The sequence below is a fragment of the Phenylobacterium sp. P4_E10 genome, assembly GCF_056401675.1.
In genome coordinates this window covers 75746-91202 of the sequence record NZ_JBFUIW010000010.1, presented here as the reverse complement: position 1 = coordinate 91202, position 15457 = coordinate 75746, and the positions used below count along the sequence as shown (strand labels likewise).

The 15457-nt window shown below is 64.6% G+C and carries 16 protein-coding genes; 7 read left to right on the top strand and 9 right to left on the bottom strand.

Annotated elements, in window-relative coordinates; translation table 11 throughout:
• The first annotated feature begins 349 nt into the window (after positions 1-349).
• From AC1DQJ_RS13250 to AC1DQJ_RS13240, 3 genes are all read left to right on the top strand, one after another.
• Positions 350-1867: a tyrosine-type recombinase/integrase gene (locus AC1DQJ_RS13250; RefSeq protein WP_477603993.1), complete on the top strand. Its 1518-nt coding sequence runs from the start codon at positions 350-352 to the stop codon at positions 1865-1867.
• 40 nt (positions 1868-1907) lie between these two features.
• Positions 1908-2357, top strand: coding sequence for a hypothetical protein (locus AC1DQJ_RS13245; RefSeq protein ID WP_477603991.1), 450 nt, complete (start codon positions 1908-1910; stop codon positions 2355-2357).
• Between the two features lie 107 nt (positions 2358-2464).
• Positions 2465-2731, top strand: coding sequence for a helix-turn-helix transcriptional regulator (locus AC1DQJ_RS13240; protein ID WP_477603989.1), 267 nt, complete (start codon positions 2465-2467; stop codon positions 2729-2731).
• An 18-nt stretch (positions 2732-2749) separates the two neighbouring features.
• On the opposite strand, the gene AC1DQJ_RS13235 is transcribed toward AC1DQJ_RS13240, so the two are convergent.
• Positions 2750-3364, bottom strand: a complete 615-nt coding sequence (locus AC1DQJ_RS13235) for a helix-turn-helix transcriptional regulator (protein ID WP_477603987.1) — start codon at positions 3362-3364, stop codon at positions 2750-2752.
• Between the two features lie 387 nt (positions 3365-3751).
• Between AC1DQJ_RS13235 and AC1DQJ_RS13230 the strand changes: the two genes are divergently transcribed.
• Positions 3752-4363 (top strand): RNA polymerase sigma factor, encoded by a 612-nt coding sequence (locus AC1DQJ_RS13230; protein ID WP_477603985.1) that lies wholly within the window; start codon positions 3752-3754, stop codon positions 4361-4363.
• Positions 4364-4690: 327 nt separating this feature from the next.
• On the opposite strand, the gene AC1DQJ_RS13225 is transcribed toward AC1DQJ_RS13230, so the two are convergent.
• The 8 genes from AC1DQJ_RS13225 to AC1DQJ_RS13190 all read right to left on the bottom strand — a co-directional run bounded on the left by AC1DQJ_RS13225 (position 4691) and on the right by AC1DQJ_RS13190 (position 10423).
• Positions 4691-5509, bottom strand: coding sequence for a DUF3618 domain-containing protein (locus AC1DQJ_RS13225; RefSeq protein WP_477603983.1), 819 nt, complete (start codon positions 5507-5509; stop codon positions 4691-4693).
• The gene (locus AC1DQJ_RS13220; RefSeq protein WP_477603981.1) at positions 5506-5895 is read right to left on the bottom strand and encodes a phage holin family protein; all 390 of its coding nucleotides are present in this window, start codon (positions 5893-5895) and stop codon (positions 5506-5508) included. The genes AC1DQJ_RS13225 and AC1DQJ_RS13220 overlap by 4 nt, the downstream gene beginning before the upstream one ends.
• Positions 5896-5898: 3 nt before the next feature.
• Positions 5899-6462, bottom strand: a complete 564-nt coding sequence (locus AC1DQJ_RS13215; protein WP_477603979.1) for a hypothetical protein — start codon at positions 6460-6462, stop codon at positions 5899-5901.
• Between the two features lie 311 nt (positions 6463-6773).
• Entirely contained in the window at positions 6774-8096 is a 1323-nt protein-coding gene (locus AC1DQJ_RS13210) for a L,D-transpeptidase family protein (RefSeq protein WP_477603977.1), read from the bottom strand.
• Positions 8097-8169: 73 nt separating this feature from the next.
• Complete coding sequence (locus AC1DQJ_RS13205) at positions 8170-8436, bottom strand: hypothetical protein (RefSeq protein WP_477603975.1); 267 nt, start codon at positions 8434-8436, stop codon at positions 8170-8172.
• A gap of 184 nt (positions 8437-8620) precedes the next feature.
• Positions 8621-9430 carry an exodeoxyribonuclease III gene (xth, locus tag AC1DQJ_RS13200; protein WP_477603973.1) on the bottom strand — a complete coding sequence of 270 codons (810 nt, stop codon included), beginning with the start codon at positions 9428-9430 and terminating at the stop codon, positions 8621-8623.
• 557 nt (positions 9431-9987) lie between these two features.
• Positions 9988-10143: a hypothetical protein gene (locus AC1DQJ_RS13195; RefSeq protein WP_477603971.1), complete on the bottom strand. Its 156-nt coding sequence runs from the start codon at positions 10141-10143 to the stop codon at positions 9988-9990.
• A gap of 52 nt (positions 10144-10195) precedes the next feature.
• Positions 10196-10423: a hypothetical protein gene (locus tag AC1DQJ_RS13190; protein WP_477603969.1), complete on the bottom strand. Its 228-nt coding sequence runs from the start codon at positions 10421-10423 to the stop codon at positions 10196-10198.
• A gap of 157 nt (positions 10424-10580) precedes the next feature.
• Here AC1DQJ_RS13190 and AC1DQJ_RS13185 point away from each other — a divergent pair, with 157 nt between their 5' ends.
• Genes AC1DQJ_RS13185 through AC1DQJ_RS13175 form a run of 3 tightly spaced genes read left to right on the top strand, consistent with a single transcriptional unit; the run spans position 10581 to position 15449 of the window.
• Positions 10581-11495 (top strand): chemotaxis protein CheB, encoded by a 915-nt coding sequence (locus tag AC1DQJ_RS13185; protein ID WP_477603967.1) that lies wholly within the window; start codon positions 10581-10583, stop codon positions 11493-11495.
• Between the two features lie 34 nt (positions 11496-11529).
• Positions 11530-15078 carry a CheR family methyltransferase gene (locus AC1DQJ_RS13180; protein ID WP_477603965.1) on the top strand — a complete coding sequence of 1183 codons (3549 nt, stop codon included), beginning with the start codon at positions 11530-11532 and terminating at the stop codon, positions 15076-15078.
• Positions 15075-15449, top strand: coding sequence for a response regulator (locus AC1DQJ_RS13175; RefSeq protein ID WP_477603963.1), 375 nt, complete (start codon positions 15075-15077; stop codon positions 15447-15449). Before AC1DQJ_RS13180 ends, AC1DQJ_RS13175 begins: the two co-directional genes overlap by 4 nt.
• Positions 15450-15457 lie beyond the last annotated feature (8 nt).

The window sequence follows — 15457 nt, the reverse complement described above, 5'->3', positions numbered from 1 at the left end:
GGAGGGGCATGAATTGGCGCACGCGAAACGGGCGCGTTCGCTTCCAATGTGCTTGCTGGCTGTGACTTAGACCCCGCCTGGGGGTGTGGTGTTTCCCCAACGCCTTGAAAGCGTTGGGGAAACATGGTGCCGCCGGGCAGGATTGAACTGCCGACCTCAGCCTTACCAATCGCGTAGGTTGTATTTCGTATTCTTGGAGAATCTACGAAAACGTCCGCAAAAACACGATGTTAGTTTCGAAAAAGCCGTATGCTATTGGCGGTGATTTGCGCTCGTGTGCTTATTATGTGCTTACTAGCATTACCTATGAGGGTATGGTTGTGGGCGTCGATCATTCAGGACGGAAGGCATGGGCGGCGAGCGCAAGAGGCTGACGAAGCGGGCGGTGGAATGCGCCCCCTCTGGGCGCACCGACGCCTATCTCTGGGACAGGCAAGTCGTGGGCTTTGGCCTCAAGGTCTCGCCGGCGGGCGGCCGGGTCTATGTGCTGCAGTATCGTTTCGGCGGCCGAACCCGCCGTTACAGCATCGGCCCGCACGGATCGCCCTGGACGGTGGAGACGGCGCGAGAGCGGGCGCGGATCCTGCTGGGCCAGATCGCCAGCGGCGAAGACCCGCAGGAAGCCAAGACAGCGGCGCGCCGGGATCTGACGCTCGCCCAGCTGTGCGACCTCTACCTTGCCGAGGGTCTGGCCACCCGCAAGGCGAACTCAATCTCCTCGGCCCGCAGCGACATCGAAAACCACATCAAGCCGCTGCTGGGGGCCAAGCGCGCCAATCTGATCACCCGCCAGGAGGTCGAGCGGCTGCTCCGGTCGGTCGCCGAAGGCACGACGGCCAGGCAGGCCAAGAGCGCCAAGAAGCAGGGGCTGAGCCGCGTTCGCGGCGGGCGCGGCGCGGCCAATGCGGCGGTGGTGACCCTCTCGGCGGCTATGAGCTTTGCCGTGGCGCATAAAATCCGCGACGACAATCCGGCCTATCGGGTGCGCCGATATCCCGAAAAGAAGATCGAGCGGTTTCTCTCTCCCCTGGAACTGGCGCGGCTCGGCGAGGCCATCGCTGCGGCCGAGGCGCTGGGGGTGGAGCACCCATCGGCCATCGCAGCTCTGCGACTGCTGATCCTCACCGGCTGCCGCAAGAACGAGATCCTCACCCTCAAGCGCGCCCACATCGACAGCTATCACCGGTGCCTGCGGCTGCCAGATAGCAAGACCGGCGCGAAGGTCGTCCATGTCGGAGCGCCGGTCATGAAGGTGATCGAGGCGATCAAGCCGACCCCTGGAAACCCTTATCTACTGGCGGGGACCGGCGGGGAGGGGCACTTCGTCAATCTGCAGAAAGCCTGGGATCGCGTGCGAGAGGCCGCCGGTCTGGAGGATGTGCGGCTGCATGACCTGCGCCACGCCTTCGCCAGCCTCGGCGCGGCGCGCGGCGACAGCCTGCTTGTGATCGGGGCGCTGCTGGGTCACCGCACCGCCTCCACCACCGAGCGCTATGCGCACCTGGCGGCCCACCCGGTAAAGGACGCCGCCGAGCGGATCTCCGGCGAGATGGCCCGGTTGCTTGGCTATGGCGAGGAGGTCTGCTCGCCGTCGCCCGAGCCGCAGATCGAAGAGGAAGAGGTCGACCAGGTGCGCGCGGTGCTCGGCCAGGTGCGCCGGGCGCGCTGGCTCGACACACGCGCGGCCGCGGCCCTGGTCGGTCACACCGTCGGAACCCTGCAGACCTACCGCTGGATGGGGGTGGGGCCGCCCTTCCGAAAGATCGGGCGCAGGGTCGTCTATGACGCGGGCGAACTGGAAGTTTGGCGAAGCGCCAACGGGCCCATCGGCGAGGGCGACGCGCCCTCATTTGCGCAACTCACATAACGGCGATATCGGTTTGGTTGCGGCCCAGGGGGAAACACCTATGAATTGGAATGCTGCGTCCCAAGTGGCGACGACATTGGGCCTGGCGGTGGCCGGCGTCAGCGCCGGCCTTGCCCTGATCACCTACCGAACCCAGGTTGAGGCCCAGGCCGACGTCCATATGCACGGCCTGTTCAACGGGTTTCTCTCGGCCCAATTGCACAAGGCTGACCCGGAAGCGCTTGAGACGCTGAAGCTCTACGTCCTTGAGGAAATGGTCGATTGGGTGCGCGAGCAGGAACGTGCGCTGCTCTGGTGGGGCTGGTCTCGCCCTTTCTCGATTAGTCGGCGGCGCAAAGAACTCAAGCAGTGGGAATCTACCATTCGCGGTAATCTGGGCGATCCCAAAGAGATCTACGAGCGGATCAATCGCGAACAGTCCAAGCCCTCTTATGGGGACGCCTTCCACGCCTTTGTGGCCAAGTGCTGCGCCGAGCCCCAAGGCGCCTGAAGCCTAGGGACCCCGTAGCTTTGCGGGTTGCGGGCGACGTGGCCTTGCGGCGTCCTTGCCAATGGCCGCGCTCGAGATCGGCGGCTCTGGCAATGGAGACGTGCTCGATGAGCGAGCGACACCCCGATGCATCCCCGCGCTACCTGCGCACAGATGAGGCCGGACGCGTTCTGGGCCTCTCAGGCCGCACCTTGGAGAAGCACCGCAGCTCCGGCACAGGTCCGGTCTACCGAAAGATCGGCGGGTTGGTGGTCTATACGGCCGCTGATCTCCACGCCTGGGCGGACGCGGGCGTGCGTAGCTCGACGTCTGACCCGGTCAGCCGGAGCGGGCGCCTGCGGCCGGCGAGCCGGCGAAAGAACCACTGCGACTAGCAGGCATGCTGATCGTGGTTAGGGCGACAGGTACCCCAGGCCGATAGCGCGTGACACCGCCTGGACGCGGGTGCGCACGCCCAGGCGTATGCATGCTTCGGCGATGTAGTCGTCGACCGTACGCCGGGAGATGCCGAGGATCTGGCCGATGTCGGGCGAGCTCTTCCCGGCTTGGGCCCATCTGAGGCATTCGATCTGCCGCTTGGCCAGCAACGGTGGGACGTCGGCATCGATCATGACTGGTCTGCTCGCCGCAGCCCGGGCCAGGTCGAATGCAGCAAAAATCTGAGCCGCCGTGAGCCTGGAAAGGCCCTCGCCCAGCGTGTCCATGACCTCTTCCAGGGAGGAGAGCGCGATGCTGACGGCCTTGTTGTCGGCGGCGAGGACCGCGAGCTCGGAAGAGCCGAAATGAGGGCAAAGCAGCAAGGCCGGCAGGTCGCAGTCGGTGGCGGCGGCAAAGGCGGCCAGTCGATCGAACGTGAGGCCCCGTCCGGCTTCAAGGTCGTCGTAAGTCGCCAATGGCATGTCGAGGATGCAGGCCAAACCGCGCCGGCTCATCCTGCGTCGACGGCGGATGCGCCCGAGAGCCTCCCCCAATGCCCTAAGCTCGCCGGAGCTGGCGCCGTCCGCCATTCCGCCACAACCTCCGGATGTTATGGAGTTCAGCCATAGCCCAGATTGCCAGCGTGCGCGCCCCCGCATTTTTACGGGGGGACTGTCGCTTCAGTCGGCGGCGCAATCTGGCGCTCGATGGACGCCCGCGGCCTCATACCCTTCATGAGGGTCTGGCGCGCTCGCAAAACCTATGAGAAGTTGAATCTGGAATCGACGGCTCGATACCGGCGATCCCCGCGCAAGACGTGTCGAAGCGACCCCGCTTGTCGGGCGGCCCACCGAATACAAAACCACATCAGCCGATCCTGCAGGTCGGCGTGGGAATAGGTGGGGCGTGCTTACTTGCTTCGCACGTATCGAACCGCCCGGCTTCTCGGGCTGCGCGGCAAGAAGCAGGGAAGGACCATGGAGAAGCTCTCCACCAAGCGGCGGGGGCTGGCCGCATCCCGCCGTGGCGATCCAAGCCAAACCGGCGCCACTGACGGCCAATCGCCAACGACTGCTGTGCGCTCACGCGACTCTCGCGCGGAGGGCCGGATCGCGGGTCTCTTTCGCACGTACGGCGCCTGGCTCGCTCGGGCCCTCCGCCGGCGCTACGGCGAACAGGCAGAGGATCTCGCCCAAGAGGCGTTTATGCGGGCGGCGAAGTATGGCGAGGCTGGCGCGGTGATCCGCCATCCCAAGGCGCTGCTGCTTCGCATCGCTCACAACGCCGCGGCCGATCAAGCCCAGAGGCACTCAGAGGCCGTGGCTCGCGCCTCGGTCGTGATCGAATTCTCGGACTACGTCCTTGAGCCGTCCCAGTCCGCCGAGCAAATCGAGCTCCTGTTGCTCAAGCAACTGATCATGCGGATGCCGCCGATCTATCGCGACGTCTTCGTGCTCAGCCGGTTTCGGGCGATGAGCTACGGCGAAATCGCGCAGACCCTCGCGCTCCCGCTCAAGACCGTCGAGTGGCGCATGTCCAAGGCGCTGGCGTACTGTTCCGACGCGCTGGCCGATCAGGGCGATGATTGACGTGTCCAGGCCGCTAGCCAGCTTGGGCGGGAAATGTCGTAGAGTGCTCTTTGACCGAGCTTATCGGCGAAGGCCGGCCTCACGTTTCAGCTAGCGTACGACGGGCTCGTCGCACGGGCTCGAAAGGGCTGCTTCAAAGCGACCAAGGAAACCATGATCACACCAAAGCTCATGTCCGTGCGGACTTGATGTGGAGAACGCAATTTTTGCCGCCCGCAGGTCGTCGCTGCACCGAAGCTGGGCCTCCCCGACGACGCCGCCGTCGGGGCCAAGGACCACCAGCCAGTAGGGTTTCCACGATGGGCTGGCCAGGGGCGCGCGGCAGCCTCAGGTGGGCCGGTCGGCGCCCGATCCGCTCCGCGCGGCTTCGACACCCGAACGGACTACGGATTCTGCCTTGTCGACTAACGAGCCATCGTCTCCGGTGAGGCCTTGGTCGCCCGCCTCCTGCTTGGCCGCTGCAATTGCGGCCTCTCCGGAGGCGCGAAGACCCTGGGCGGCGGCGGCGAGTTTCTCTTGCCCGGCCTCGACGAGATCATCGCGGGCGGCGCCGAACGTGCGGTCCTCCAGTGAGGTCGCCGGCAGCGCTGCTCCCACGGCCACGCCGACTGCGAGACCTAAAGCGCCGATAATGAGCGGCTCCTGCTGCAGAATGTCCTCGAACGATCTGGCCGTCTTGCGCCCCGCGGCGCCCGCCTGACCGCGCAGGTCGTGCAAGCTCTCTGTCGCCCGGTCGGTGACGTTTGAAATGGCGTCCTTTACGCCGCTGGCCGCTTCGCTGACCTTGTCGGCCAAATGCTCGGCCTTTCCCGACACCCCATGGGAAGATGAGCTTGGGCGAGCGATGTCCATGTCCGGATTGCTCTGATAGGTTCGCGCTAGAGCGTCCGAAGCCTCGTGGTCGCCCCTGCCCATCATCAGCCAGGCGACGCCGGCGCCGATCATGGCCAGCGCCACCGGGTTTTCTCGCACTTGCACGCCGAGATTGCTCATCATCTCGCCGGCTCCGCCTCCTTTGAAACTGCGGCTGATTTCATCGATCAACTGCCCAGGGGTCATCTTGTCCTTGAGCGCCTCGACCGTGCGATCGAGCTCGCCGCGGGCCGATTCAACTTCGCGTTCGATGTCTTCGGAGGAGCGGTTCATGTGACTTGTTCCTTGGCCAGGTGTGCGTCCTTCTCGGCCTGACGCAGGCTGCGTTCGGGCGTGAGCTGGCTTGGCGCAGCCGCCTTGGCCCCAGCGCGAACGAGCACAACGCCCAGGATGGCCACGGCGACGCCCACGATCAGCGAAGCCCAGCCCGCGCCTATGACCTTGGCCAGTGCGATGACGACGGCCTGCAGGAGGATCAGCAGGGCGACCATCAGACAGATTGCGCCCGCAGCAATCTCGCCGGACGCTTTCGCCAGCTGCCCCATCTTTTCGGAGACTTCGGCGCGGACGAGCTCGGATTCCTTGCGCAGGAGGCCGGTGAGGTCGCTTGAAAGGTCGCCGATGAGCTGCGGGAGGGTGCGATTATCGCTATCAATCATGGCTCAAGCCTCGGGTCCGAGTTGGTCAGGCGAGGAGTCTTCGCCAGCGCTCATGGCCGTGGTGGCTTCGTCCTGAAACGCCGCCGGTTCTGGGCCTTTCTCGTGTTGAGCAGAGCTGCGCGCAAAGCGCCCGATGGCCACCCCCGCTAGAACTGCGCCAGCTAGAAATGCGGTCGGATTGTTTCGTCCAAGATCGCGAGCGGCCTGCAGCATTGCTTCGGGTGTCTTCCCGGAGATGGTGCGCGAGAAGGCCTGTAAGCCGTCGGCGGCCTGACCGGCCAGTTGTGCGGCGAAGGTCTGTTCCTGCGCGCCCAGATCGTCACGCGCCGTGCGGATCGCATCGGCAAAGACGGCCAGGGCGTCGCTCACCGCCGACTTCTTCTCCTCGACCTGACCGATGACTTGTTCGCGCGCACGCTCAGCGAAGTGGGCGGCTTCTCCGCGAACAGCCTCGCTCGCTTCACCGATCTTTTCCCGCGCCTTGGCGACTTCATTGCGGGCGATGTCGCGGCCCGTGGTGGAGGAGGAGACGCCGCTAGCGCCCCCTTCGGGGTAGGTGCTCGACATGTCGTTGCTCCATGAAAATGCCTAGGTCAAACCCAGGAAGGAGAGGACGGCCAGCACGACAACGACGAGTCCGACCAAGTAGATTATGCTGTTCATGCCCGCGGCTCCTAAGTTGGAGACATCTCAAGCGATCACAGGGGCTTAGGTTCCTAAGGCGTGGCTTGCGCGGACAGGAAATTCTGCTCCGCCAGCCGAGCGCGTTCGAGCGCGTGGATAAGTGAAAGCCTGGGGCCGACGGTGCGCTGCGCGGCGGCGACGGGGGCACGACGCTGGGGCCCGCAAGCTCGCCCAGCACGCGACCTCCAACTCTTTCAAGTCGCGATCGACCAGCTATGAGTCATGGGCCAACCTTGCCCGGCGGTGGGTTTTGTTTGGACCGAGCCGGGCTTTGAAGCAGGGCGCGGCGGAGCGGGAGTCTGATGAAGCGGGCGGGTGTCCAATCCGTAGGGATCGGGTAGAAAACGGATCGCACCGTTCTCGACGCGCGCGGTCCGATAGACGATGTACACCGGTACAGGCTTTCGGAGGGTTAGGCGCGTCTCGGGCGGCCTCTCGGTCGACCATGATGCTCCGAACAACCAACGTCCCAACTTGTCCGATTGAGCCAGTCTCACGCAGCCGGCGCTTCGGTAAGCGGGGAGGGCGGAGAGCCGCCCACGTTCGGGGGTATCGTGCAGATAGACCCCAAGAGCGTTCGGCATCGCGAACTTGACACGGCCCAGCGTATTGGCGGGGCCAGGACGCTGGCGAACACGGAGCACCGCGCCTTGCGCGACGGTGGCCCAGTCGACAGTTTCGGCGCGAATCTCGGCCGCGGCGGGCGTCCAATCCTGGAGCACTTCCATGTTTTGGTCCAAGAGCGTGCGAGGCCCGGCGCGCAATACGCGCGGGGCGACACGCCGGCTCACGAGATCGGGCGGGATGTTCCAATAGGGATTGAGAACGGCGTAGCGCAACTGCGCGGCCATCAAGGGCGTCGGATCCTCGCGCGCGCCCGCGACGATGCGCATAGAGGCGACCGGTTTGTTCCGCTCATAAAGCCATAGTCGAGCGGCCGGCACGTCGACGAGGACGAACCGTTCGCCCAAATCGCTGGGAAGCGCCCGCAACCGTTCGAGATTGGCCTCAACCTTCGCATCTTCAGCGGGCGATAGGGCCAAAGCCGCGCGGGCGGCGACAAGCTCGGCGTAGAGGGGGTTGCCGTGGATCAGTCCCTCGAGATGTTCGGCTAACGAGGGTGCTCGCGCGGCCGCGCGAAGGACATCCAGTCCATTGCGAGGCGGCGCCAGTTCGCGATCGGCGAACTCTACGCGAACTGTCGAATTGCGCGCCGCCAGTGCTGCGCGCACGAGGGCTTCAGAAAGCGCCAGTTCCGCATTCGCCAATGCTGCAGGTGAACCGCCGACGGCGCGTTGGATGCTTGCGGCTAGCCGCTCGTCATTTCCGGAAAGGGTGAGGACGGCTTGCGCCTCTGGACGGAGTTTGCCATGGCGCACCCAAAGCGGCTCGGGGTGTTCCCGATAGAATGCGGTCAACGGATCCTGCGGCGAGGCGGACAGGCTATGTCGGAGCACCTGCGCGGCCAGGTCGGTTCGAAGCTGGTCGACCTGGCCGGCGCAGGCAGCCAGACCCACCGCCGCAAGGAGCCCGCACCCGTAGCGAAGGCGCGTAGCTGGGAAGCGCACGGCGGCCGCCCGGCAGGCGGGTTTAGCCCCGCTCGCCCGCCATCTGTGTGGCTTGATCGTTCACCGCCCCCGAGGTTTGAGCCGTGTCGGCGCCGTACGCACCCGCGTTAGGCGTCTGCGCGGTTGAACGGTCGGGCGATGATGGGGCCATCGTCGATGGCGGCGGTGCGGCTGGAGCGACCACATCCGGTGGCGCGGTCTGGTCCATCTGGGGGGCGGTTTGCGCGATGGCGACGCCGCCGGCCACCAACGCGGCAACGCTTCCGACAAGGAGAAAGTTACGAAGCATGTCCGAGTCTCCTTTGGTTTATTGGACGCCCATAAATCGGCGGCCCAATATATTCGTTCCGGGTTGGCGCAATATTTATTCAATAATCATTGCTAAGTTTATCATTTGATATTCAAGCGGCGGCGTGTTGAGGCGGGTGTCGCTGGGGCCGGATCTGGCGAACAGCCCGAACGCTCTATATTGCTCAGTCCCTTCGCGCGCCGCCGATTAGTTCCGGGGGCGCTGGCGTGAGCTCTACCCAGACCGACGCATGGTCGCTGGCCTTCGGCCTTCCGCGATGCTCGCGGTCCACCCCAGCCCTCGTCATGCGCGCGGCGGCGGCCGGGCTCAGGAGGATATGATCGATCCTCAGCCCGGCGTCCCGCGCATAGGCGTTTCGCAGATATTTCCAGAAAGTATAGACGCGCTGGCGCGGGAACTGGCGCCGCAAGGCGTCGGTCCAGCCGCGGCCGAGGAGCTGGACATAGGAGTCCTTTAGCATCGGCTGGAAGAGTGCGTCATCTCGCCAACGAGCCGGAGCATAAACATCAAGATCGGTAGGAATGATGTTGAAGTCTCCTGCCAGGATCGCCGGCGCGCCCGAGCCCAGTAGCGCATCGGCCCTGGCGGCAAAGCGCTGAAACCAGCCGAGCTTGAAATCGAATTTGGCGCTCCCAACCGGATTTCCGTTGGGGGCGTAGAGGGAGGCGACGACGAGGCCTTCCACAGCGGCCTCCAAATAGCGGCTTTGCGCATCCTGCAGATCGCCGGGCAGTCCGCGCCGGGTTTCGACCGGCATGGCGCCCCTGACGAGCACCGCCACGCCGTTCCAGGACTTCTGGCCGTGCCAAAGCGCGCCGTAGCCCGCCTTTTCCAGGGCTTTAGCCGGAAAGTTCTCATCGGGCGCCTTCAATTCCTGCAGGCAGACAACGTCCGGCTTGGTTTCGGCCAGCCATTCGAGGAGATGGGGAAGGCGCGCCGTGACGCCGTTCACATTGTAGGTGGCGATCCTCAAGGTCGCCGGCCGGCGCAAATGCGACCTAGGGATGCCCCAGCGGGCCGTGACTTAAGCGCTCGCAGCTGCATCGCGAGGTAACGGCCCAGGCCGCAGATGTGTTGCGGTGGTGTTCTCCGCAGGCGCCAGCGATCGCAGCATGCCCGTTGGGCGCGCAGAATGCCCGGGGGAGCCTAGTATAGGTCAGCGGCGCCTAGGCGATCACCCCGTCTCCGACTGGGGGTCATGTCGTGGGGCGCCGCCGTCATCACCACGTACTGGCGGTCGCCGCCTCCTTGTGCTCGCGTTGGCGTCGTCGCCGTGCGTCAGTTCGAAATCAACGCAATCACCAGAATCGCCAAGGCGGCGATAACTAGCCAGAAGACGATTATGCGCCCGGCGGGCCTGGAGTTGATGGGCGGCGCCGGCGCATGGCCCGTACGGCCGTCATCCACGCCGGGGGCCGAGTCCGCCGCATTTGTGTGGGTCGCTCTTGGATTGGTCATTCTGCACCTTTCTGGAGCACCTGATCTGAATTCACCAAGCCTGACGAATACTGCTCCGGCAGCGCGCGCTGACTACGGCGTTAACCGCATCGCGCCGATCGCGTCGAACCAGCCAAGGAAGCGGCCGTCTGCGGCGACGAGCTCGTGGCCAAAGAGGCTCGCTGCGCCAAATGCGAGATTGGCCGCCTCTTGATCGCTGTCGCAGTCGAGATTGAGTTCGCCCTCCACCTCTCCATCCAGACCTATGACGAGGACGGTGTAGTTCCTGGGCAGTATAAGGTCAGATATCATCGAGCGGACGCAGCTCCCCGACCGAATTTTGGACCAGAAGCAGGATGGGATGTCCGCTGAGCGCGCCGATCTTGAGCAGCCGCAGCCCAGCCTCCTCGGCATCGACCCGATAGCGGAACGTCCCCCATCGCCGTCCATGGCTCATCAGACTCCAGCCATCAGCGATCCGCACTACGGCCAGTTCTGAGACGTTCTGCGACCCGGAGACTTCCATCATCGTTACAGCAAGGCCCAATGGCCAAGCGAGCGCATTCACCTTTGATGGTTTTCGATCGCCCGAGCACAAAGTTGCGGCCAGGCGATCAACTTATGGAACCGCGAGGTGGAAGGCGGAGTCTCCTGAACTCAGCTTGTTTCAACCGGCGAATATGCTGTTGGATAGACGCGACATCATCGTGATCGGCGGGTCGGCAGGATCCCTTAAGCCGCTGCGGACCCTGCTCGGCGGCCTCTCGGCCGACCTGGCGGCGAGCGTTTTCATCGTCGTTCACCGGCCGCAGACAGGCCCACACTATCTGGGGCAACTGCTCACCAAGGGCTCGGCGCTGCCGGTGACCTATGCGCACGAGTACGACGCCATTTCGCCCGGACGGGTGCTGATTGGCCCGGCCGGAAAGCACCTTCTGCTCTCCAGCCACCATGTCGTCTTCGGCCACGGGCCGAAGGAAGTCATGGCCCGTCCATCTATCAACGCCCTGTTCCGCTCGGCTGCACTTGCTTTCGGCCCGCGGGTGATCGGCGTGCTGCTGAGCGGCCTCCTGAACGACGGGGCCTCCGGACTGGCCGCGATCCGGGAATTGGGCGGCGTCGGCGTCGTGCAGGATCCCGCTGAGGCCGAAGCGCCGGACATGCCGCGTGCGGCGCTGGCGACGGCGGGCGCCGATTTCGTCGTTGGCGCTGAGGGCTTGGCGGGCTGTGTCGCTCGCCTCGTGCAGGAGCCGCCCGCACTCGGTCGTCCGGCCCCGCTGGGCCTTCAACTGGCTGTTGACGCCGCCCGGGGGCCCGGCGGCTCAAGGCCACGCCGCAAAGGGGGAGGGGGCCTGTCTCCCGATATCGAGGAGGCGTTGCTTCTGGCGCTGCGGATTCTGGAGGAGCGCGAGGAACTGGTCAGCCGTCTGGCCAAGGAGGTGGCGGCGGCCGGCAAGGGCGCGACCTTGCAATTCTACTCAAGCCGCAAGGAAGATTATCGCCGCAACGCCCAGACCCTGAGGTCAGCGCTGGCCGATATCAGGCGTGTTGAAGCCGTCGAACCGGCCTATGATGAAACCGATTGGGCGACGGGAATCTAGGCGTCGTCATTCTGCGGCGGCAGAGACAAAAGGTATGCCCGTGGCGATGCGAGCCAAGTCGAAGCAGAAGACTCCGGGCGAGCCGCCCGTCATGGTCGCTGTCGCCGCTTCGGGCGCGAGCTTGGCGTCGCTGAACCAGCTGTTCAAAGTGATCGGAAAGTCCAACCCCGCCAGCTACGTAGTCGTACTTCGTCAGGTGAACGGTGTGAACGCCGAGGAAGTCGCCGACGAACTTGCTCGGCTGAGCGGCCTGCCCGCACAGATCGTCGGCGATCAGCTGATCCCGCAGGCCGGAAATATCTATGTCACGCCGCATGGCGCCCTGACCCGGTTCGAGGACGGGCATGTCAGGGTCACGCCCGCACCGGAGGCGCCCGAGCACCGTGCGTCGATCGACAGCCTGCTGACATCATTGGCCGAGGCCTATCGTCATCGGTCGATCGGCGTCGTGCTTAGCCATCTCAACGCCGACGGCTTGGCCGGTATTGCTTCACTGAAGGAAAACGGCGGCCTGGCGATCGCCGAGTACGATCCTCAGGGCAGTTCGCCCCCCGCGCTCGACCCGGCCGGGGTGGCCGATTTCGTGCTGCCGGTCGAGAAGATCGCTGAGCAGATCAACGTCCACGTCAAGCATCTCGCCGTCACGCCTTCGATTGCAGAACAGGCCGAAGCGGTCGAGGCCGGGACGCGGACCAGTTTGAACCGCATTGCAGCGGTGCTGCGCAACGCGACGGGGCATGATTTCCACGGATATAAGCAGAACACCTTCATTCGCCGGGTTCAGCGCCGCATGCAGGTGCGGCAGATCGATCACCTTGAGGCCTACGTCGACTTCCTCCGCGCAGAGCCTGAGGAGGTGGGGCGCCTGTTCCAGGATCTGTTGATCGGGGTGACCCAGTTCTTCCGCGATCTTCCGGAATTCTCGCTGCTGGAGACGGACGTCGTCCCGAAGCTGTTCGCCGGCAAGGGCGCAAGCGACCAGGTTCGGGTCTGGGTGCTTGGCTGCGCGACGGGAGAGGAAGCTTATTCGATCGCCATCCTGCTGCGCGAACACATGGCTGGCCTCGATATCGTCCCCCCTGTGCAGATCTTCGCCACGGACATCGACGGCCGAGCTCTGAACCTGGCCCGGGCTGGGCGCTATCCCGAAAGCATCGCAAAGGACGTATCGCCCGAAAGGCTGAGCCGTTGGTTCATCAAGGAGGGGGCGACCTACAGCGTGGTCAAGGAACTGCGGGAGATGTGCATCTTCTCCCAGCATAACGTGATCCGAGATGCGCCGTTCTCCCGCACCGACCTGGTGTCTTGCCGCAACCTGCTGATCTATCTGACGGCCGAGCTGCAGGACCGGGTCATCCCGCTGTTCCACTTTGCGCTCAGGCCAGGAGGCTTCCTGTTCCTCGGGCCGTCCGAAACCGTAACGCGGCATGCGAAGCTCTTTGCACCTCTGGATCGGCGCCACCGGATCTTCCGGCGTCTCGAGAGCCATGCAAGGGTGCTGCCGCAGTTTCCTCTGGCGGCGGGCGCGCGCGGTCGCATGGCGCCGAGCGCTCCCAGCGAACGCCGGGTGCGGGCCGACAACAGCCTGGCCAAACAGGCCGAGCGGATCGTGGAGCGCTACGCACCGGCCTACGTCCTTCTGGACGATCAGTATGAGGTGCTGCAGTTCTCGGGGCGCACAGGCCGTTATCTGGAGCCTGCAGCGGGCGCGGCGAACCTCAACTTACTCAATCTCGTGCATCGAGATCTGCGGATCGACCTCCGTTCCGCCCTTCACACTGCGGCGAACGACAAGGCCGTGGTGAAGCTGGACAGGCTCCGCATCGAGAGCGACGGCGAACCACACCTAGTGGACCTTGTGGTCGAGCCGCTTCAACTCGGCGAGGCCGGCCCCAATTTCATAGTTCTGTTCCGAGACGGCGGCGCCGCCGCGCCGGGGCAGGGCGAGGAAGCGCCCTCGGCGGCGGCGCTTCGCGATGAACATGTCCTGCGTCTGGAAGCGGAGTTGCGGCTCACCAAGGAGCGGCTGCAGGCGACGATCGAAGAGCTCGAGAGCACGAACGAGGAGCTCAAATCCTCCAACGAGGAATATCAGTCGATCAACGAGGAACTGCAGTCGGCCAACGAGGAACTGGAAACCTCCAAGGAAGAGCTGCAGTCGGTCAATGAGGAGCTGCAAACCGTCAATGGCGAACTGGCGCACCGGGTTAACGAGTTGGCGAAGGCCAACTCCGACATGAAGAACCTGCTTGAAAGCACGCAGATCGCGACGGTCTTCCTCGACAATGATCTGCGCATTAAGACCTTCACGCCCAGCATCGCCGAGGTCTTCCACCTGGTCGAGACAGACCATGAGCGGCCGATCAGTCACATCGCCTCACGGGTCCTCTATCCGCAGCTGGAGGAAGACGCTCAGCGAGTGATCCGAACGCTCGGGACTATCGAGCGCGAGGTGGTCGACGCCAGCGGGGCGGCTCATTACCTCGTTCGCGTTCTTCCCTATCGCAGCGTGGACAACTTCATCGCCGGGGTGGTGATCACCTTCGCAGACGTCAGTGAGATCGTTCGGGCGCGGTCCGATCTGCACGAGAGCGAGGAGCGCTATCGTCTGATCGTCGAGAGCGCCAGGGACTACGCGATCGTTTCGATGGACGCCGAGCGGACCATCAATGGCTGGAACCCAGGCGCGGAGAATATCTTCGGCTGGCGCAGCAGCGAAATCGTCGGCCAGAAGCTCGACCTGTTGTTCACGCCGGAAGATCGCATGGCGGGGGCCGCCGCCGCCGAAATCAAGACCGCTCTGCGGGATGGGCGCGCCGGCGACGATCGGTGGCACCAGAAGAGCGACGGTTCGCGGTTCTGGGGCTCGGGCATTCTGATGCCGCTGCGAGATCGCAATCAAGGCTTCGTCAAGATCCTTCACGACCGGACGCAGGAACGCGAGCAAGTCGAGCGCCAGAAACTGCTGACGGCCGAGTTGCAACACCGGGTGAAGAACATCTTGGCCGTGGTGCGTTCGGTCTCCCAACGGACGCTGGAGAAGTCGGCCGATCTCGAAGAGTTCCGGGCCCATTTCGACGGCCGGCTGCGGGCGCTGGCCCGCACCCAGAGCGTGCTCGTCCGCAGCGCCTCGGGCCTGGTAAGCCTCGATGAACTGGTGAGGGACGAGATGCTCTCCCACGCTGCTCAGGAAGGCGATCAGGTCAGCATCGACGGACCACCGGTCACCCTCCGCGACCGGCAGGCGGAGATCGTTTCCCTGGCGCTGCACGAACTGGCCACCAACGCCGTAAAATATGGAGCACTATCGCGAACCGGCGGTCACGTGTCGGTCGCCTGGCAAGTCTTCATCGCCGGCGCTGAGCCGCGGCTTTCGCTCAGCTGGATTGAAACGGGGGTTCCGGTGATGGACGCCAACCCACGTCGTCATGGCTTCGGTCGCGAGCTCATCGAACGGGGCCTGCCCTACGAACTCGATGCGGCGACCTCCCTGGAATTCGCGCCCGGCGGCGTTAGGTGCACGATCGAGCTGGCGATCGACGAACTCGAAGAGCCGAGCGAGGACGAAGGGGAGGTGGCGTGAGCGGGGCTCTTAGCGGACGACGCGTGTTGGTCATCGAGGACCAGTACCTGATCGCTCAAGACATGTGCGCGCTCGTCCGCGAACTGGGCGGCGATGTGGCCGGGCCAGTCGGTCGGGTCAGCGAGGGCTTGGACATGATCGATGGCGACGGGATCGATTTGGTGTTGCTGGACGTCAATCTCGCCGGTCAGATGATCTTCCCCGTGGCGGTGGAACTGAAGCGCCGCTCTGTCCCTTTCATTTTCGCCACGGGTTATGACGCCGCGGTCATTCCGCCTGAGTTGACCGCGGCCCCGCGAGTTGAGAAGCCTGTGACCGCGGCGGCGTTGGTCGCGGCGTTGAAAAGTTTGGAGTCGAGTACGCGAAATTAGGGGATTTC